Genomic DNA, 17,781 nt, shown 5'->3' with positions numbered 1-17,781 from the left:
CCACGCGCCCAGAAGCGCACATCCCAGAAGCATCGACGCTGAAGATCCTGACACCGGGGTAATCCGTGAAAAAGCTCTCCGCACGACGACGCCATCCGCTGGCGGCGCTCGTCGTCCTACTCCTCGCGCTGGCGTGCACGGGGGGGCTGTACGCCGCGTTCGCGCCCGCGAGCAAGGCGCAGGCAGATGAAACCGCCCAGTCCCTCGCCATCGACGAGGGCAAGAAGCTGTACGCCGTAGGCTGCGCCAGCTGCCACGGCACCGGCGGTCAGGGCAGTTCCGACGGTCCGAGCCTGGTCGGCGTGGGCGCCGCGGCCGTCGACTTCCAGGTCGGCACCGGGCGTATGCCCGCCGCGACCTCCCAGGGCGCGCAGGTGCCCCGGAAGAAGGTCATCTACACGCAGGCCCAGATCGACCAGCTGGCCGCGTACATCTCCTCCCTGGGCGCCGGTCCGAACATCCCGACCGAGGCCGAGTACGGCTCGGAGGGCGCCGACATCGCCAAGGGCGGCGAGCTGTTCCGCACCAACTGCGCGCAGTGCCACAACTTCACCGGCAAGGGCGGTGCCCTCACCAAGGGCAAGTACGCTCCGACCCTCGAGGACGTGGACCCGAAGCACATCTACGAGGCCATGCAGACCGGCCCGCAGAACATGCCCTCCTTCCCCGACACGACGCTGTCGGAGCAGAACAAGAAGGACATCATCGCGTACCTGCACGCGGTCAACGGTGACGAGACGGAGAACCCCGGTGGTCTGGAGCTGGGCGGCCTCGGCCCGGTCAGCGAGGGCCTGTTCGCCTGGATCTTCGGTCTCGGCGCCCTGATCGCGGTCGCCGTCTGGGTCGCCGCTCGGACCGCAAAGGCCAAGAAGTCATGAGTAGCCAAGACACTCCAGAAGAGAACCTGCCCGCTGAGCAGGAGCACGCGCACGGTACGGCCGTAGGCGTCGCGGACGAGCAGAACCCGTTCGCCGACCCCGGGCTGCCGCCCCACGAGCACCGGATCCAGGACATCGACGAGCGGGCCGCCAAGCGGTCCGAGCGTGTGGTCGCCCTGCTGTTCACGGTGTCGATGCTGGCCACGGTCGGCTTCATCGCCGCGTTCGTGGCGATCCCCGCCGACAAGTCGATCTTCGTGTTCCCGATCGGCCACCTCAGCGCGCTGAACTTCGCGCTGGGTCTGACGCTGGGCACGGCGCTGTTCACCATCGGCGCCGGCGCGGTCCACTGGGCCCGCACCCTGATGTCGGACGTCGAGGTCGCCGACGACCGTCACCCGATCGAGGCGTCCCCCGAGGTCCGTGCGAAGGTCCACGCGGACTTCAAGCAGGGCGCCAGGGAATCGGTGATCGGCCGTCGCAAGCTGATCCGCAACACGATGTTCGGTGCCCTCGCCCTGGTGCCGCTCTCCGGTGTCGTGCTGCTGCGCGACCTCGGCCCGCTGCCCGAGGACAAGCTGCGCCACACGCTGTGGGCCAAGGGCAAGCTCCTCGTCAACATGAACACGAACGAGCCGCTGCGTCCCTCGGACGTCGCCGTCGGTTCGCTCACCTTCTGCAAGCCCGAGGGCCTGGAGGAGCACGACGAGGACTTCCAGAACGAGATCGCCAAGGCGGCCCTGATGATCGTCCGGCTGCAGCCGGACAACATCAAGGACAAGCGCGAGCTCGAGTGGTCGCACGAGGGCATCGTGGCGTACTCGAAGATCTGCACCCACGTCGGTTGCCCGATCTCCCTGTACGAGCAGCAGACGCACCACGTGCTGTGCCCCTGCCACCAGTCCACCTTCGACCTCTCCGACGGTGCCCGAGTGATCTTCGGCCCCGCCGGTCACGCCCTGCCGCAGCTGCGCATCGGCGTGAACGACGAGGGCTACCTCGAGGCGCTCGGCGACTTCGAAGAGCCCGTCGGTCCTGCTTTCTGGGAGCGCGGATGAGCACGAACGAGAACCACGAGTCCCGCGAACGCGGGAAGGCGCCGGCCGGCGAGCGGATCGCCGACTGGGCCGACGGCCGGCTGGGGATCTACTCCCTGGCCAAGGCCAACATGCGCAAGATCTTCCCCGACCACTGGTCGTTCATGTTGGGCGAAGTGTGCATGTACAGCTTCATCATCATCATCCTGACGGGTGTGTACCTGACGCTGTTCTTCCACCCCTCGATGAACGAGGTGGAGTACCACGGCAGTTACGTCCCGCTCCAGGGACAGCTGATGTCCGAGGCGTTCAGCTCGACCCTGCACATCTCCTTCGACGTGCGCGGCGGTCTGCTCATCCGGCAGATCCACCACTGGGCGGCGCTGATCTTCCTCGCCGGCATGTTCGTGCACATGATGCGCGTGTTCTTCACCGGCGCGTTCCGCAAGCCGCGTGAGATCAACTGGCTGTTCGGCTTCCTGCTGTTCGTCCTCGGCATGTTCACCGGTTTCACCGGTTACTCGCTCCCGGACGACCTGCTCTCCGGCACCGGTGTCCGCTTCACCCAGGGCGCCATCCTGTCGATGCCGATCGTCGGCACGTACATCTCGATGTTCCTGTTCGGCGGGGAGTTCCCGGGCCACGACTTCGTGGCGCGGTTCTACTCGATCCACATCCTGCTGCTGCCGGGCATCATGCTCGGTCTGATGGTGGCCCACCTGATCCTGGTCTTCTACCACAAGCACACGCAGTTCGCGGGTCCCGGCAAGAGCAACAAGAACGTCGTCGGCATGCCGCTGCTGCCCGTGTACATGGCCAAGGCCGGAGGCTTCTTCTTCCTGGTCTTCGGTGTCATCGCGGTCATCGCCGCGGTCGCGCAGATCAACCCGATCTGGGCCATGGGCCCCTACCGTCCGGACCAGGTGTCCACCGGCGCCCAGCCCGACTGGTACATGGGCTTCGCCGAGGGTCTGATCCGCTTCATGCCGGGCTGGGAGGTCAACCTGTGGGGCCACACCCTGGTCCTGGGCGTGTTCATCCCGCTGGTCCTGTTCGGTGTCGTCCTGGCGGCGCTCGCGCTCTACCCCTTCATCGAGTCGTGGATCACGGGCGACAAGCGCGAGCACCACATCCTGGACCGTCCGCGCAACGCCCCCACGCGCACCGCGCTGGGCGCCGCCTGGGTCACGATGTACATGATCACGCTGGTCGGTGGTGGCAACGACCTGTGGGCCACGCACTTCCACCTGTCGATCAACTCGATCACCTGGTTCGTCCGGATCTTCTTCTTCGTCGGACCGGTCATCGCGTACGTCCTCACCAAGCGCATCTGCCTCGGCCTGCAGCGCCGCGACAGGGACAAGGTGCTGCACGGTCGCGAGACCGGCACCATCAAGCGCCTGCCGCACGGTGAGTTCATCGAGGTCCACGAGCCGCTCAGCCAGGAGCAGCTCCACACCCTCACGGCGCACGAGCAGTACGAGCCGGCCGCGATCGGCCCGGCCGTCGACGAGAACGGCGTCGAGCGCAAGATCAAGCGGTCCGAGAAGCTGCGCGCCAAGATCAGCAACGCGTACTTCGGCGAGGACCAGCAGATCCCGAAGCCGACCGTCGAGGAGTACAAGGAGATCACGAGCGGCCACGGCCACCACTGATCGTCCGGCGTCGCCACGCCACGGCCGAAGGGCCCCGTCCGGTGTTCGGACGGGGCCCTTCGCCGTGCTCCCGGCTGGATAGGGTGGGATCACACGCTCCGACGAGAGCGTCCGTTGATCCATACGAAACCCAGGAGCGGCTGATGAGCGCTGTGACCCCCGCTGGAGGCGACACCGCGGCGGGCCGTTCCTGGCCCGACGTGCTGAACGCCCTGCTGTACGGCCGTGACCAGAGCGCGGACGCCACGGCGTGGGCGATGGACCGGATCATGCGCGGCGAGGCGACGGACGCGCAGATCGCCGGGTTCGTGGTGGCCCTCAGGGCCAAGGGCGAGACCGTCGAGGAGATCAACGGGCTCGTCCGGGCCATGTACGAGCACGCCAACGTGATCGAGGTGCCCGGGCGGACCGTGGACATCGTCGGCACCGGCGGCGACGGCGCCAAGACCGTCAACATCTCCACGATGTCGGCGATCGTCGTCGCCGGGACGGGCGCCACGGTCGTCAAGCACGGCAACCGGGCCGCGTCCTCCGCCTCCGGTGCCTCGGACGTCCTGGAGAAGCTCGGCGTCAACCTGGAGCTGACCCCGCGGCGGGTGGCCGAGGTGGCTCAGGAGGCCGGGATCACGTTCTGCTTCGCGATCAAGTTCCACCCGGCGCTGCGCCACGCCGGCGCCGCCCGCGGCCAGCTGGGCATCCGCACGGTCTTCAACATCCTCGGCCCGCTGACCAACCCCGCCCGGGTGCGGGCCCAGGCGGTCGGGGTCGCGGACCCGCGCATGGCGCCGGTGGTCGCGGGCGTCTTCGCCGAACGCGGCAACTCGTCCCTGGTCTTCCGCGGCGACGACGGCCTCGACGAGCTGACCACGACGGCCACCTCGCGGGTGTGGACCGTCCGCGACGGCAAGGTCACCGAGGAGAGCTTCGACCCGCGTGACGTCGGCATCGAACTGGTGCCGGTGGAGGCCCTGCGGGGCGGGGACCCGTCGTACAACGCGGAGGTCGCCCGCCGCCTGCTGGACGGCGAGCAGGGCCCGGTCCGGGACGCCGTCCTGCTGAACTCGGCGGCCGCGCTGGTCGCCCTGGAGCCGGGCGGCGGAACACTGGCGGAGCAGATCAGGGCCGGTATGGACCGGGCGGCCGAGTCCGTCGACTCGGGCGCGGCGAAGCGGACTCTGGAGCGCTGGGTGGCCGCCAGCAACGCGTAGCCCCACCCCGACGTCGTCCCGCGATCCGGACTCGGGTTGCGGGACGACGATCACTTCACGTACGTTCCTGTACCAGGTCATGAGTGACAGTCATGAGGCCCCGGCCGACTGTCCGGCAACCCTCCGTCCGTGGCGGGGTGCCCCGGGTGAAGACCAGGCCGTGGACAGCAAGGTCCCCGGCAAGCGCGGACCCCTCGCGAAACCAGGGGTCCTGGGTCGTCCGAGGGAGTCTTCCGTGAGCAAGCGAATGCGCTAGGTCGTGTCCGCAAAGTCCCGTCGTTCGCCCGCAGGGCGGCCTCCCGGCGTCGTGGGGGAGCGTGCTCTCGGCGTGCCGGGCGGAAGGCCTCGTACTGGGTGTACCCGGGCTTTCGCCCGGTGCGGCGAGAGTGCGTGCCGGGCGTCGCGAGGCAGGCGGGACTTTGCGGACACGACCTAGGGCGTAGAGCCCCGCCTCCGCATCCCCATTTCGCCTTCCTCCGTGCCGGAGCCACAGCCGCCCGCACGGTGGTTCCCCCTTGCCTCTCACGGGAGTTCCCCATGTCCGTCTCCACCGCTGCCGCCGACCGTACCGTTTGTGCCCCGCTGCCCGTTCTGGGCCGGGACGTCACCGTCCCGCTCGTCACGGGCGGCGAGGTCTCCTACGCGGCACTCGACTACGCGGCCAGCGCCCCCGCCCTGCAGCGCGTCTGGGACGACGTCGCGGCCTACGCCCCGTACTACGGCAGCGTCCACCGCGGCGCCGGCTACCTCTCCCAGCTGTCGACGGACCTCTTCGAGAACGCCCGCAGCACCGTGGCCGGGTTCCTGGACTGCCGGGCCGACGACCAGCTGATCTTCACCCGCTCCACCACCGACTCCCTCAACCTCCTGGCGGCGGCCCTCCCCGCCGACTGCCAGGTCTTCGTCTTCGAGACCGAGCACCACGCCTCGCTGCTGCCCTGGAGGGGCGCCCGGGTCACCTGGCTCGACGCCCCGCGCACCCCGCGGCAGGCCGTCGATACCCTGGAGAAGGCCCTGGCCGACCGCGACCCGTACGGCCCGGCCCTGGTCTGCGTCACCGGCGCCTCGAACGTCACCGGCGAGCTGTGGCCGGTGCGCGAGCTCGCGGCGGCCGCGCACGCGCACGGCGCCCGGATCGTGCTGGACGCGGCCCAGCTGGCCCCCCACCACCCGGTCTCGGTGCGCGACCTCGACGTCGACTGGATCGCCTTCTCCGGCCACAAGCTGTACGCCCCGTTCGGCTCCGGCGTCCTGGCCGGCCGCGCCGACTGGCTGCGCGCGGCGGAGCCGTACCTCGCGGGCGGCGGCGCCAGCCGCAGGGTCACCCGGCGCGAGGACGGGGGAGTGGACGTGGAGTGGCACGAGAGCGAGGCCCGCCACGAGGCCGGCTCCCCGAACGTGATCGGCGCCCACGCCGTCGCGTCGGCCTGCAAGGCCCTCACGGAGGCCGGCTTCGACACGCTGGTCGCCCGCGAGCAGTACCTGATCGAGAAGGTGCGGGCGGGCCTGGCCGGGGTCCCGCAGGTCCGCGTGCTCTCCCTCTTCGGCGACGACGCCCCCCGGGTCGGGGTGATCTCCTTCGTCGTCGACGGCTGGAACAGCTCCCACTTCGCCGCCGCCCTCTCCGCCGAGTACGGCATCGGCGTCCGCGACGGCCTCTTCTGCGCCCACCCGCTGGTGCGCACCCTGCTGGGCGGCGACGCGCAGACCCAGGGCGAGTGCGGCGCCCCCGAGGCGGCCCCGGGGGAGAAGTCCCTCAACGCCATCCGGGTGAGCTTCGGCGCCGGCACCCCCGACGAGCACGTGGAGCGCTTCGTCGCGGCGGTGCGGGAACTGGTGACCGAGGGTGCGCGGTGGACGTACCGGACACAGGACGGCCGCTGCGTCCCCGCGGTGTGACGGGACAGACGCCAGGGGCGCGGGCGCCCCCGGACGCCCGGGCGAACGTCCTTACGAGTCGAGCCCGATGGCGAACGCGGCCTCCAGGTCGTGCTGCGAGTACGTACGGAACGCCACGTGGGTGTCCGTCGCCTCCACGCCCGGGATCTTGCTGATGCTGCCGGGGATGACCTCCGCGAGGTCCTCGTGCTGCTTCACCCGCACCATGGCGATCAGGTCGTAGGTGCCCGTGACGGAGAAGACCTCGCTGACGGAGTCCAGCGCGGCGATCCGCTCCGCGATCTCGGGGATCCGGTCCACGCTGGTCTTGATGAGGACGATCGCGGTGATCACGGCTGGTTCTCTCCCTCGGGAGCCGTTGCTGGGGCGGCCCTCACTCTAGTCGTACGGCCGAAACGGGCCCACGCGAAGCAGAAGCCGAGCCCGAAGCCCACCAGGTGCGCCAGATACGCCACCCCGGGCCCCTGGTCGGCCTGCCCCGCCGCCACCCACTGCAGCGCCGCCCAGAACGGCAGCACGACCCACGCCGGGAACCGCAGCGGCAGGAAGAACAGGAACGGCAGGAGACTGGTCACCCGGGCCCGGGGGAACAGGTAGAGAAACGCCCCGAGGACCGCCGAGATCGCCCCGGAGGCACCCACCAGCGACTGCGGGGAGCCGGCGTGGGCGGTCGCGTACCCCACCAGGGCCAGATAGCCGCAGCCGACGTAGAACAGCGTGAACTGGACGCGGCCCATCCGGTCCTCGGTCATCGCCCCGAAGACGTAGAGGAAGAGCATGTTGCCCAGGAGGTGCACCCAGCTGCCGTGCACGAAGAGGGCCGTGGCGGGGGCCAGGACGGCGCGCGCGGAGCCCTCGAACAGTTCCGCCGGGACCACGCCCCACCGGCGGAACCAGGCCCGCTGGGCGGCCACCAGCTCGTCCCCGGAGCCGTACGCCGGGCTGAGGCCCGAGGCCGGGCCGATCGCGAAGATCAGGCAGCACAGGGTGATCAGTCCGTACGTCACCGGCGCCGAGGGGCTGCGGAGGGCTCTGCGGACGGTCCCGCTCCAGTTGCCGATCATGAATACAGAGCATGACGTAACGGGACGCACCGGCGCAGACCGCCTCGCCGCCGGACGGGCCCGTGGGACGGATGGGCGTCGAGTACGCGCCAGGCCGTAGGGTTACGAGCCATGCACAGCGGGGAGCCTCCGGCGCGACCCGACTGGAAGACGGACACTAGAAGGAAGCGGACGGTCACGATGACGGTTCCCCTGCCGACCGCCACGACGCGGTGGCGCTGCACCCTCTGCGGCAACCTCACCCGGTTCGACGTGACGCGCTCGTCGAAGGTCGTCGAGTACGTCCACCTCGACCTCGCCGGTGAACCGAAGGTCGAGGAGCGCGAGGTGGTCAGTGAGACCATCGAGTCGGTGCGGTGCCGCTGGTGCAACGCCGTGGATCAGGTGGAACTCGTGGATCGGCCGGGCGCCGGTTCCTGACGACGGGGGTCCCCCCGCTCGAGCGTGATCGAGAGCGGGGGAGGGCCCCGGACAGTATTGGGGTGTGACGGATGGTGGAGAGCGCAGGCGGGGGGCCGGGCGACGGCGCCGCTGAGGTGCTCGACCGTCCGCTGCCCGACGGCGTGCGCCGCCGGGTCGTGCAGATCGTCTCCGACGGCTTCGGCGGCCTCACCGTCGGCGAACTTCCCGCCCAGTTGCGGCAGTACGCCCGGTTCGCCCCGAACCGGCGGGCGAAGTTCGCGGGCAACGCGATGGCGGCCGCGCTGGAGACCGATCCGCTGTTCCGGCAGCGCATCGCCGAGAAGTACAGAGAAGTCCAGCCGGAGCTCTCCGGCGCTCTCGACTCCGGCTCGCCGACTCCGGCCGCGGACCCGCTCGACGTGGCGGCCGCGGCCTATGTGCTGCGGCCCACCGGCTGGGTGAAGCTGGTGACCGCGGCCGGCGAGGAGGCCCAGCGGGCGGACGCCGAGCGCGCCGACGAGGAGAACCGCGCCGAACTGGAGCGCCTGCGCGAGGACCTCGCTCTGGCGCGCGAGCAGACCCGTGCGGACACCGAGCGGCTGCGCGCCGAACTGGACGCGGCGAAGAAGGAAGCGGAATCGCTGCACCGCAAGCTGCGTTCGGCCCAGAGCGACGTCAAGCGCGGCGAGGCCGCGCTGCGCAGACTGCAGGGCGAGATCGAGGCCGTACGCGCCGAGGGGCAGGCCCAGGTGTCCGCCGCCGAGAGCGAGACCCGGCGGCTGAAGGCGCGCCTCGGGGAGGCCGAGGCCGCCCTGGAGGCCACCCGGCGGGCGGCCCGCGAGGGGCGCAGCGTCGAGGACATGCGGGTCCGGCTGCTGCTGGACACCGTGCTCGACGCGGCCCAAGGGCTGCGCCGCGAACTGGCGTTGCCGCCGGTGTCCGTGCGCCCGGCCGAGACGGTCGACGCGGTCGAACCGGGACGAATGACCCCGAAGGACATCGCCGCGCGCGCCCTGTCGGAGCACGATCCCGCCATTCTCGACCAGTTGCTCGCACTGCCCCAGGCACATCTGGTCGTCGACGGCTACAACGTCACCAAGACCGGCTATCCGCAGATGCCGTTGGAGAAGCAGCGGCTGCGGCTGCTCGGGCAGCTGTCGGCGCTCGCCGCGCAGACCGGCGCCGAGGTCACCTGTGTCTTCGACGGGGCCGAACTCGCGGCTCCGGTGCTGCTCGCACCGCCGCGCGGGGTGCGGGTGCTGTTCTCGAAGCCGGGTGTCACGGCCGACGAGCTGATCCGCCAGCTGGTGCGCGCCGAGCCGCCGGGCCGGCCGGTCATCGTCGCCTCGACCGACCGTGAGGTCGCCGACGGCGTCGCGAAGGCGGGCGCCCGGCCCGTGGCTTCCGCGGTACTTCTGAAGCGGCTGTCCTGAAGGTCGAAGTTGCAGGTTTAATGCCCGAATTGGCGGGATCGTCACGCAACGTAGGGTCAAGCCCGCCTCACTCCCCGTGAGTTGCGTGAAAAAACTGCGTTGCGTGATGCGATTTTTGGTCCCGGGGATTTGAACTGATCACGGCGGGGTCACTAAGGTCTGGTGCTCGAACCTCCACACGGGTGATCACTCAAAAGAAGGAGCCCGTCTCCGTGGCGTCCCACCGTCGACCCAAGCAGCCGAGTCGCGCACGCGTGACCGTGCTGACCACCGCAGCCGCCGCTGCCGTCGCCCTGAGCTCCCAGGCCGCCAACGCGGCGCCCACCGAGAAGCTCGGCAAGGACGAGGTCAAGGCCAAGGTCGACAAGCTCTACGAGCAGGCGGAGCAGGCCACCGAGAAGCTCAACGGGGCCACGGAGAAGCAGGAGAAGCTCCAGAAGGAGATCTCCACCATCCAGGACAACGTCGCCCGCGGCCAGGAGGAGCTCAACGAGCTGCGCGACTCCATAGGCCTGGCGGCCGCCGCGCAGTACCGCACCGGCACCATCGACTCCTCCCTCCAGCTCTTCCTGTCGTCCGACCCGGACGACTACCTGGACAAGGCGTCCACCGCCGACCAGCTCAGCGCCCAGCAGGTCGAGGCGCTGAAGAAGATCCAGGAGAAACAGCGCGAACTCGCGCAGGAGCGCGCCGAGGCCTCCGACAAGCTCAAGGACCTCGCCTCCACCCGCACCGAACTGGCCAAGCAGAAGAAGGCGGTCCAGGGCAAGCTCGCCGAGGCGCAGAAGCTCCTGAACTCCCTGACGGCCAAGGAGAAGGCCGCCCTCGCGGCCGAGCAGGACCGCGCCAACCGCTCCTCCTCCGAGCGCGTCGACCTCGGTGACACGGGCACCGCCTCCGGCCGCGCCGCGGCCGCGTTCTCCGCGGCCCAGTCCAAGATCGGCTCGCCGTACGTCTACGGCGCCTCCGGCCCGTCCTCCTTCGACTGCTCGGGCCTGACCTCCTGGGCCTACGCCCAGGCCGGCGTGTCCATCCCGCGCACCTCCGAGGCCCAGTCCGGCTACGGCACGAAGATCTACTCCGTCAGTGACCTCAAGGTCGGCGACCTGGTGTTCTTCTTCAACGACCTGCACCACGTGGGCCTCTACGCCGGCAACGGCCAGATCCTGCACGCCCCGCGCACGGGCACGGTCGTCCGCTACGAGTCGATGAGCACGATCGGCGGCCCGTTCATGTGGGGCGTCCGCGTCTGACCCTTCGGCCGCGACTCCCGGCCGTCACCCCCACGGGGCCGTTCCAAGATCAGGACACGGCACCGCCCGAACGGGGGAATTACGACTACCCGAAGTGACCCCGCGCCCCGCCGGTGACCTGCGTCAGCGGCGGGGCGTCACTGTGTGTGCCCGCGGAGGTCTTTGGTCACCCCCCGGACACAGGGCTACTGTCTGCCGCGTTTCCTCCGGGGTCCGCCCACGGGGGACGGTCTCTGTCCGCCAGTGGAAGGAGCGCGGCTTCCCGTGGGGTCCCATCGCCGCCTTGCACCGTCCGGGTCCGACCGGGGCGCCTCCCGCCCCCTGAGCGTGCTGTCCGCGGCGGCCGCCGCACTCGGCGCCCTGACCGCCGTACCGGCCTCGGCCGCCCCGCACGACGACACCCGCGCCGAGGTGGACCGGCTCTACGAGGAGGCCGAGCACGCCACCGAGGCGTTCAACAAGGCCGACGAGCGCGTCGGCGTCCTGCGCCGTGCGGTGGGTGACGCGCAGGACCGGGTCGCCCGGCAGCAGGGGCGCATCAACGACCTGCGCGAAAGGCTCGGTTCGCTGGCCGGCGCCCAGTACCGGTCCGGCGGCCTGGACCCCTCCCTGGCCCTGCTGTTCTCCGACGACCCGGAGGACTATCTCGCCAAGGCCTCCGTCCTCGACCGGATCACCGCCCACCAGGCCGGGGAACTCGGCGAACTCCAGGACGCGATGCGCGCGCTCGCCCAGGAGCGCGCCGAGACCGCCCACACGCTGGCCGAGCTGGAGAAGAGCCGCAAGGCCGTCGCCGGCCACAAGAGGACCGTCGAGCGCAAGCTCGCCCGGGCGAGGCGGATGCTGAACGCCCTGCCGTTCGCCGAACGCGCCGCCTTCGACCGGGCGTCCCGCTCCGGTCGCTTCCCCATGCCCGACCTCGCGGGCGCCGTCCCCGCCTCGGGCCGTGCGGCCGCCGCCCTCGCCGCCGCCCGTTCCGCGCTCGGCAAGCCGTACGTCTGGGGCGCCAACGGCCCCTCCGGGTTCGACTGTTCGGGCCTGATGCAGTGGTCCTACGCGCAGGCCGGGGTCGCCCTGCCGCGCACCTCGCAGGCCCAGGCGCACGCCGGGCGCAGCGTCCCGCTCTCCCAGGCCCGGCCCGGCGACATCGTCACCTACCGCTCCGACGCCAGTCACGTCGGCATGTACGCGGGCAACGGCCAGGTCATCCACGCCCCCTACCCGGGCGCCGCGGTGCGCTACGACCCGGTCGGGATGATGCCGGTCTCCTCGGTCACCAGGCCCTGACCGGAGCCCGCCCCCGCGGGGGCGCCGTACGATCGGGAGGATGGCTGGTCGTGGGCGGGTGCGCGGATCCGGGGTCCCGGGCCGCGGTGTGCTGCTCGTCTCCCTGGCCGGCCTCGTCCTGGTCGGCTGCGGCGGGCGGCCCACGGCCGACACCGCGACGGCCGAGGTGCAGCGGGTGCTGGACCGGCGGGCGGCGGCCGTCCTGCGCCACGACGCCCGGGCCTACGCCACCACCGGCACCCGCGCGGGCTGGGCCGGCGTCGAGGCGGTGCCGCTGGCGGCCTGGTCCTACGAGGTGAAGGCGGTGCGCCGGGACGGGGACTCCGCGACCGCCGACGCCGAGCTGAGCTACCGCATCCAGGGCTACGACAGGGCCCCGGTGACCGTGGGCCGCACCCTGCGGCTGACCCGGGACGCCGCCGGACGGTGGGCGGTGGCCTCCGAGAAGCCCGCCAAGAAGGCGGGCGAACAGCTGTGGGACCAGGGCGTGGTGACCGTCGTACGCGGCGAGCACAGCCTGGTGCTCGGCGCCGGTCAGCCCGTCGCGCGGCTCCGCTCCTTCGCCCGTCTCGCCGACGACGCGGTCCCGGCGGTGTCGGCGGCCTGGGGCACGGACTGGGCGGGGCGCGTGGTCGTCCTCGTACCGAAGTCGCTGGACGGCATGGCGGGTCTGCTCGGCTCGCCCGCCTCCTCCTACCGGGGCATCGCCGCCGTCACCACCGGTGAGACCGGCGGCCGGGCCGGCGGCGGGGATCCGGCGCCGGCCGACCGGGTGGTCGTCAACCCCGAGGCGTACGCCATGCTCGGTTCGGTCGGGCGGCAGGTCGTGCTCACCCATGAGACCACCCATGTCGCCACCCGCGCCCACACCGACGCCGCCACCCCGCTGTGGCTGTCCGAGGGGTACGCCGACTGGGTCGGCTACCGGGACACCGGACGCACCCCGCGCCAGGTCGCGCCCGAACTCCGGAGCGCCGTCACCGGGGACCGCGTGCCGGCCGGGCTGCCCACCGACGCCGACTTCGGCTTCTCCGGCAACCCGGCCCGGCTGGCCCGGGCGTACGAGGGCGGCTGGCTGGCCTGCCGGATGATCGCCGAGCGCTGGGGCGAGGTGAAGCTGGACGCCTTCTACCGGGCGGTCGGCGCCCACCAGGAGCGGGCCGGAGCGGTCGAGGGGGCGCTGAAGGGCGTGCTGGGCCTGTCCCTGGAGCGGTTCACCGCGGACTGGCGGGCGTATCTGCGCTCTCAGCTCGGCTGAGTCAGCCGCCCGACGGCTTCCCGGAGCCAGGCCCGTTCCGCCGCTCCCGTCGCCCGCGCGACCCGCAGCATGCCCTGCCGGAACAGGTCGTCCGCCTCCTCCGCCCGCACCGGCCTGCCTCCCTCGTAGAAGAAGCTCGCGGGTGTCTCCAGGAAGTCCAGCCGGCGGCGGAGCACGGCCGCCTGCTCCCGGGGGTCGGGCAGGTGCCGCAGGAACGCCAGGACCGTGTTGAACCTGACCTGGTCCGTGATCTCGACCGGCTTGGGGTGCCGGAGGCGTTCCAGCAGGTCCTCGCGCCCCCGGTCGGTGAGGGTCAGCACCCGGCGCGGGGCCGCGCCCGCCCCGTCCTCGGTGTGCTGGTCGAGCTTGCCGGCGGTGACCAGGCGGGTGATGGCCGGGTAGAGCGCGCCGTCGCTGACCGGGCGGACGTGGCCGGTGAGGGCTCTGATCCTTTCCTTGAGCTCGTATCCGTGCAGCGGCTCTTCGGCGAGGAAGCCGAGGATCGACAGCTCCAGCATGGCTCTCTCCTGCGGTGGCGCGACGGCCTTGCGGTGTGCGGTGACCCATGTTACCTCTTATCGAGCTATCTCGAATCGAGGTAGCTCGATAAGAGGGGATTCATGAACGCGCACCGCAGACAACTCGTCTCGCTCGCCCACCCCGTCTACCTCTCGCTGCTCGCCTCCGTCGCCGCCGGGATCATCAACACCGTGTGGGTCTCCCGGCTCGGCGGACCCGCGGTCGCCGCCGTCGCGGTCGCCACCAACACCGAGAACGTGCTGCTCGGTGTCGCCCTGGTCTTCGCCTCCGGGACCACCGTGCTCGTCGCGCACGCACGCGGTGCACGGGACCCCGGGGCCGTGCGGGCGGCCGTGCGGGGCGGCTGGGCGCTGTGCGCGGTCGTCACGCCGGTCGTCGCGGGGGCCGGCTTCCTGCTGCGCGCACCGCTGTCCCGGCTGGTCCTGGGCGGTGACGGCGGCCCGGCCCTCCCGCTCGCCGTCTCCTACTTCGCGATCTCCATGCCGGGCCTGGCCGTCTTCTTCGCGCAGAACCTCCTCGACGGCATCCTCAAGGGCGCGGGAGACACGCGGACGCCGATGCGCCTCGCCCTCCTGGCCAACGGCCTGATCCTGGTCTGCGACCCGCTCCTCATCCACCTCTGCGGCGTCCCCGGCGCCGCCGCCTGCACCGTGCTGTGCCGGTGCGTGGCCCTCGGCGCCGGCCTGGTCGCGCTGCGCCGGAACGCCCTGCTGCGGTCGGCGGCCGGGGCGGTGCCCGCTGTCCCGCTCGCGGCCTCCCTGCGGCGCACGCTGGCGACCGGGCTGCCCATGTCCGCCGACTTCACCGTCCGGCAGGCCGGGGCGCTCGGGCTGGTGGCGGTGGTGGCGCGGCTCGGGGTGACGGCGGTGGCCGCGTACTCGATCGCCTACAAGGTCATGTACGTGGCGACGATGGCCTTCTACGCCGTGCGCCAGGCCGCCTCCATCCACACCGCGCACACCCGGGGCGAGGGGAAGGGCGAACGGCGGGCGATCGGGCGGCAGGCCGTGGTGGTGTCGGCGAGTGCCGGGCTCGCGGCGGCCGTCCTGCTGTTCGTCACGGCTCCCTGGATCATGGCCGCCTTCGGCGCCGGGCCCGCCGTGGCCCACGAGGGGGTGCTCTTTCTGCGCTGCGCCGGACCGTACCTGCTGCTGATGGCCGGCTTCATCGCGCTCGGCGGGGTCTTCGAGGGCAGCGGGGGAGCGCCGGCGCTGCTGCGGGTCACCCTGCTCGGTACGGCGGTCCAGCTGCCGCTCGCGTACGGGCTGTCGGGACTCGGGCTGCCGGGCGTGTGCCTGGCGCTGGCGCTCGCGATGGGGACGCAGTGCGCGGCGGTGGGGGTGGTGGTGCGGCGCGCGTGGCGTCAGGAGAAGGTGCGGGCGGTCTCGTCGGTGCGGGTGGGGTGACCGGGGGCGGGATCCGGTACGGTCGCGCGCCACAGGTGCACGGCGGCGCGGAGGGCGGCGGTGACCAGAAGGCCGTTGCGCAGGAGGAGGAGCCCCACACCGAGGGGGGTGCTGTCGACGACGTCCGCGAAGAAGACCGGGAACTCCAGCACCGTCACGAAGGCCGCGGCCAGGACCAGCACGGCCGGGCCGGTCATCCGGCTCGCGCGGGAGCAGAGGCAGACCGCGGCCAGGCCGACCAGCCAGACCAGGTACTGCGGGCTGATCACCCGGCTGGTGACCGTGAACAGCAGCACCGCCGTGAACGCCGCCTCCGCGAGGGTGTGCGCGGCGAGGCGCTTCGCCGACAGCCGCCACAGCAGCAGCCAGCCGAAGGCGAGCGCGGTCAGGCCCAGGGCCAGGTCGCTCACCACCGCGACGTACGGGCCGAGGAACTCCACCGAGCCGTAGTTCAGCAGCACCTGCCCCTGCCAGCCGAACTGCCGCGCGACATGGAAGACCAGGGCGCCCAGCGACTCCACCTCGGTGCCCCGGTCGCGCTGGAAGGTGAGGAAGGCGAACGCGCCGGGCATGGCGAGGGCGAAGACCGCGGCCAGGGCGGCGGCCGTCGCCGTCGCGGCGGCCCACGCCCGCCGCCGCACCGCGCCCACCAGCAGCAGCACGGGCCAGACCTTCAGCAGCGCGGCGAAGCCGGTGAGCGCGCCCATCAGCCGGGGGTGCCGGGCGCCCGCGAGCAGGGCTGCCACGGCGACGGCGGTGACCATCACGTCGTAGCGGGCGTAGACCGTGGGGCCGAGCAGCGGCACGCCCGCCACCCACACCCAGGCGCCGCGCGGTGAGCGGCCGGGGCGCAGGCCGGCGTTCAGGAGCAGCAGGAGGACGGCCAGGTCGGCCAGGAAGGCCAGGACGAAGAAGGCCTGCGCGTAGCCGAGGAAGGGCAGCAGAGCGGGGGAGAGGATCGCGAGCGCGGCGGCGGGCGGGTACTGCCAGGTGACATCGGCGTGCGGGAAGCTCCCGGTGCGCAGCACGTCGTACCAGCTTTGGTAGATGTACGACACGTCGGTCGTCACGTCCGGGCCGGGGAAGACGAACACCTTGAGGACGAGCAGCAGCAGGACGAGCCGCGTCCCGCCCCAGGTCGCCAGCAGCCGGGTGAGCGGCCGTCTCGCCTCCGTGAAGTCCACCGGTGTCCGTCCTGTCGGTCTCTGCGGTCGTCTGTCCGGCACTGTCCGTCCGTGCGGCCCATGATCCTCCGGTCGTCTGTGAAGCGCGGCCCCGCGCGGCTGTGAAGGGCGTTTGGATAAGGTCGGCGTCGATGCACAAGACCCTGATCGTGACGAACGACTTTCCGCCCCGCCCCGGCGGTATCCAGGCGTTCCTGCACAACATGGCGCTCCGGCTCGACCCCGACCGCCTCGTCGTGTACGCCTCCACCTGGAAGCGCGGCCGGGAGGGCGCCGAGGCGACGGCCGCCTTCGACGCCGAGCAGCCCTTCACCGTCGTACGGGACCGCACGACGATGCTGCTGCCGACGCCCGGGGCGACCCGGCGGGCCGTCGGGCTGCTGCGGGAGCACGGCTGCACGTCCGTGTGGTTCGGGGCGGCCGCGCCGCTCGGGCTGATGGCCCCCGCGCTGCGCAGGGCGGGCGCCGAGCGGCTCGTGGCGACGACCCACGGGCACGAGGCGGGCTGGGCGCAGCTGCCCGCGGCCCGCCGGCTGCTGGGCCGGATCGGGGACACCACGGACACGATGACCTACCTGGGCGAGTACACGCGCTCGCGGATAGCGACCGCGCTCGGCGCCGAGGCGGCCGGGCGGATGGTGCAGCTGCCGCCGGGCGTCGACGAGAAGACCTTCCACCCGGGCTCGGGCGGCGAGGAGGTGCGGGCCCGGCTCGGACTGACCGAGCGTCCGGTGGTGGTGTGCGTCTCGCGGCTGGTGCCGCGCAAGGGCCAGGACACCCTGATCCTCGCCATGCCCCGGATCCTGGCCGCCGAGCCGGACGCGGTGCTGCTGATCGTCGGCGGCGGGCCCTACGAGCGGGATCTGCGGCGGCTGGCGCGCGAGACCGGTGTCGCGGACTCCGTGCGGTTCACCGGGGCGGTGCCCTGGGGCGAGCTGCCCGCGCACTACGGCGCCGGTGACGTGTTCGCGATGCCGTGCCGGACCCGGCGGGGCGGGCTGGACGTCGAGGGGCTCGGGATCGTCTACCTGGAGGCGTCCGCCACCGGGCTGCCCGTCGTCGCCGGGGACTCCGGCGGGGCGCCCGACGCCGTGCTCGACGGGGAGACCGGCTGGGTCGTGCGGGGCGGTTCCCCGGCCGAGGCCGCCGAGCGCATCGTCGTGCTCCTCGGGGACGCCGGGCTGCGCCGCCGGATGGGAGAGCGGGGGCGGCAGTGGGTGGAGGAGAAGTGGCGCTGGGACCTGCTGGCGGAGAAGCTCAGGACGCTGCTGTAGCGG

General features: G+C 72.0%; 16 protein-coding genes and 1 riboswitch. Of the genes, 12 read left to right on the top strand and 4 right to left on the bottom strand.

What is annotated here, in order from left to right; all coding sequences use genetic code 11:
* The first annotated feature begins 65 nt into the window (after nucleotides 1-65).
* From ACFY2L_RS02110 to ACFY2L_RS02090, 5 genes are all read left to right on the top strand, one after another.
* On the top strand, nucleotides 66-878 hold the full coding sequence (locus ACFY2L_RS02110) for a c-type cytochrome (RefSeq protein WP_390655785.1): 813 nt from the start codon (nucleotides 66-68) through the stop codon (nucleotides 876-878).
* Nucleotides 875-1,936 carry a Rieske 2Fe-2S domain-containing protein gene (locus tag ACFY2L_RS02105; RefSeq protein ID WP_390655786.1) on the top strand — a complete coding sequence of 354 codons (1,062 nt, stop codon included), beginning with the start codon at nucleotides 875-877 and terminating at the stop codon, nucleotides 1,934-1,936. The genes ACFY2L_RS02110 and ACFY2L_RS02105 overlap by 4 nt, the downstream gene beginning before the upstream one ends.
* A complete protein-coding gene (locus ACFY2L_RS02100; protein ID WP_390655787.1) occupies nucleotides 1,933-3,570 on the top strand; it encodes a cytochrome bc complex cytochrome b subunit in 1,638 nt (545 codons plus the stop codon). The genes ACFY2L_RS02105 and ACFY2L_RS02100 overlap by 4 nt, the downstream gene beginning before the upstream one ends.
* A gap of 143 nt (nucleotides 3,571-3,713) precedes the next feature.
* Nucleotides 3,714-4,778, top strand: coding sequence for an anthranilate phosphoribosyltransferase (trpD, locus tag ACFY2L_RS02095; RefSeq protein WP_390655788.1), 1,065 nt, complete (start codon nucleotides 3,714-3,716; stop codon nucleotides 4,776-4,778).
* Nucleotides 4,779-4,853: 75 nt separating this feature from the next.
* Nucleotides 4,854-4,970, top strand: a riboswitch (SAM riboswitch).
* 345 nt (nucleotides 4,971-5,315) lie between these two features.
* On the top strand, nucleotides 5,316-6,677 hold the full coding sequence (locus ACFY2L_RS02090) for an aminotransferase class V-fold PLP-dependent enzyme (RefSeq protein ID WP_390821265.1): 1,362 nt from the start codon (nucleotides 5,316-5,318) through the stop codon (nucleotides 6,675-6,677).
* 51 nt (nucleotides 6,678-6,728) lie between these two features.
* On the opposite strand, the gene ACFY2L_RS02085 is transcribed toward ACFY2L_RS02090, so the two are convergent.
* Both ACFY2L_RS02085 and ACFY2L_RS02080 read right to left on the bottom strand, forming a co-directional pair.
* Nucleotides 6,729-7,010, bottom strand: coding sequence for an Lrp/AsnC family transcriptional regulator (locus ACFY2L_RS02085; protein WP_089101146.1), 282 nt, complete (start codon nucleotides 7,008-7,010; stop codon nucleotides 6,729-6,731).
* Nucleotides 7,007-7,741 carry a rhomboid family intramembrane serine protease gene (locus tag ACFY2L_RS02080; protein ID WP_390821264.1) on the bottom strand — a complete coding sequence of 245 codons (735 nt, stop codon included), beginning with the start codon at nucleotides 7,739-7,741 and terminating at the stop codon, nucleotides 7,007-7,009. The genes ACFY2L_RS02085 and ACFY2L_RS02080 overlap by 4 nt, the downstream gene beginning before the upstream one ends.
* Before the next feature lie 180 nt (nucleotides 7,742-7,921).
* Between ACFY2L_RS02080 and ACFY2L_RS02075 the strand changes: the two genes are divergently transcribed.
* The 5 genes from ACFY2L_RS02075 to ACFY2L_RS02055 all read left to right on the top strand — a co-directional run bounded on the left by ACFY2L_RS02075 (nucleotide 7,922) and on the right by ACFY2L_RS02055 (nucleotide 13,374).
* Nucleotides 7,922-8,161 (top strand): hypothetical protein, encoded by a 240-nt coding sequence (locus ACFY2L_RS02075; RefSeq protein WP_055541554.1) that lies wholly within the window; start codon nucleotides 7,922-7,924, stop codon nucleotides 8,159-8,161.
* 71 nt (nucleotides 8,162-8,232) lie between these two features.
* Entirely contained in the window at nucleotides 8,233-9,576 is a 1,344-nt protein-coding gene (locus ACFY2L_RS02070) for an NYN domain-containing protein (protein WP_390655791.1), read from the top strand.
* Nucleotides 9,577-9,788: 212 nt separating this feature from the next.
* Nucleotides 9,789-10,829, top strand: a complete 1,041-nt coding sequence (locus tag ACFY2L_RS02065) for an NlpC/P60 family protein (protein WP_390655792.1) — start codon at nucleotides 9,789-9,791, stop codon at nucleotides 10,827-10,829.
* Nucleotides 10,830-11,093: 264 nt separating this feature from the next.
* The gene (locus ACFY2L_RS02060) at nucleotides 11,094-12,116 is read left to right on the top strand and encodes an NlpC/P60 family protein (RefSeq protein ID WP_390821263.1); all 1,023 of its coding nucleotides are present in this window, start codon (nucleotides 11,094-11,096) and stop codon (nucleotides 12,114-12,116) included.
* A 40-nt stretch (nucleotides 12,117-12,156) separates the two neighbouring features.
* Nucleotides 12,157-13,374, top strand: coding sequence for a hypothetical protein (locus ACFY2L_RS02055; protein WP_390821262.1), 1,218 nt, complete (start codon nucleotides 12,157-12,159; stop codon nucleotides 13,372-13,374).
* On the opposite strand, the gene ACFY2L_RS02050 is transcribed toward ACFY2L_RS02055, so the two are convergent.
* Nucleotides 13,362-13,892 (bottom strand): PadR family transcriptional regulator, encoded by a 531-nt coding sequence (locus tag ACFY2L_RS02050; protein WP_390655795.1) that lies wholly within the window; start codon nucleotides 13,890-13,892, stop codon nucleotides 13,362-13,364. The genes ACFY2L_RS02055 and ACFY2L_RS02050 overlap by 13 nt on opposite strands.
* A 102-nt stretch (nucleotides 13,893-13,994) precedes the next feature.
* On the opposite strand from ACFY2L_RS02050, the gene ACFY2L_RS02045 reads away from it, so the two are divergent.
* Nucleotides 13,995-15,320, top strand: coding sequence for an MATE family efflux transporter (locus tag ACFY2L_RS02045; protein WP_390821261.1), 1,326 nt, complete (start codon nucleotides 13,995-13,997; stop codon nucleotides 15,318-15,320).
* Here the strand turns inward: ACFY2L_RS02045 and ACFY2L_RS02040 are convergent.
* Nucleotides 15,278-16,504 carry a glycosyltransferase 87 family protein gene (locus ACFY2L_RS02040; protein WP_390655797.1) on the bottom strand — a complete coding sequence of 409 codons (1,227 nt, stop codon included), beginning with the start codon at nucleotides 16,502-16,504 and terminating at the stop codon, nucleotides 15,278-15,280. The genes ACFY2L_RS02045 and ACFY2L_RS02040 overlap by 43 nt on opposite strands.
* Before the next feature lie 131 nt (nucleotides 16,505-16,635).
* Here ACFY2L_RS02040 and ACFY2L_RS02035 point away from each other — a divergent pair, with 131 nt between their 5' ends.
* Nucleotides 16,636-17,778, top strand: a complete 1,143-nt coding sequence (locus ACFY2L_RS02035; RefSeq protein ID WP_390821260.1) for a glycosyltransferase family 4 protein — start codon at nucleotides 16,636-16,638, stop codon at nucleotides 17,776-17,778.
* The last annotated feature ends 3 nt before the right edge of the window (nucleotides 17,779-17,781 follow it).

Origin of the sequence: Streptomyces sp. NPDC001381 (genome assembly GCF_042895685.1) — a bacterium.
Taxonomy (GTDB): Bacteria; Actinomycetota; Actinomycetes; order Streptomycetales; family Streptomycetaceae; genus Streptomyces.
The sequence above is the reverse complement of the archived record's forward strand: the minus strand, read 5'-3'. Positions and strand labels throughout refer to the sequence as shown.

Coding starts and splice junctions, on each gene's coding strand:
- ACFY2L_RS02055 (WP_390821262.1), top strand. CDS start 12,157: ATGGCTGGTCGTGGGCGGGTGCGCGGATCCGGGGTCCCGGGCCGCGGT.
- ACFY2L_RS02070 (WP_390655791.1), top strand. CDS start 8,233: ATGGTGGAGAGCGCAGGCGGGGGGCCGGGCGACGGCGCCGCTGAGGTG.
- ACFY2L_RS02080 (WP_390821264.1), bottom strand. CDS start 7,741: ATGATCGGCAACTGGAGCGGGACCGTCCGCAGAGCCCTCCGCAGCCCC.
- ACFY2L_RS02105 (WP_390655786.1), top strand. CDS start 875: ATGAGTAGCCAAGACACTCCAGAAGAGAACCTGCCCGCTGAGCAGGAG.
- ACFY2L_RS02075 (WP_055541554.1), top strand. CDS start 7,922: ATGACGGTTCCCCTGCCGACCGCCACGACGCGGTGGCGCTGCACCCTC.
- ACFY2L_RS02045 (WP_390821261.1), top strand. CDS start 13,995: ATGAACGCGCACCGCAGACAACTCGTCTCGCTCGCCCACCCCGTCTAC.
- trpD (WP_390655788.1), top strand. CDS start 3,714: ATGAGCGCTGTGACCCCCGCTGGAGGCGACACCGCGGCGGGCCGTTCC.
- ACFY2L_RS02100 (WP_390655787.1), top strand. CDS start 1,933: ATGAGCACGAACGAGAACCACGAGTCCCGCGAACGCGGGAAGGCGCCG.
- ACFY2L_RS02035 (WP_390821260.1), top strand. CDS start 16,636: ATGCACAAGACCCTGATCGTGACGAACGACTTTCCGCCCCGCCCCGGC.
- ACFY2L_RS02050 (WP_390655795.1), bottom strand. CDS start 13,892: ATGCTGGAGCTGTCGATCCTCGGCTTCCTCGCCGAAGAGCCGCTGCAC.
- ACFY2L_RS02090 (WP_390821265.1), top strand. CDS start 5,316: ATGTCCGTCTCCACCGCTGCCGCCGACCGTACCGTTTGTGCCCCGCTG.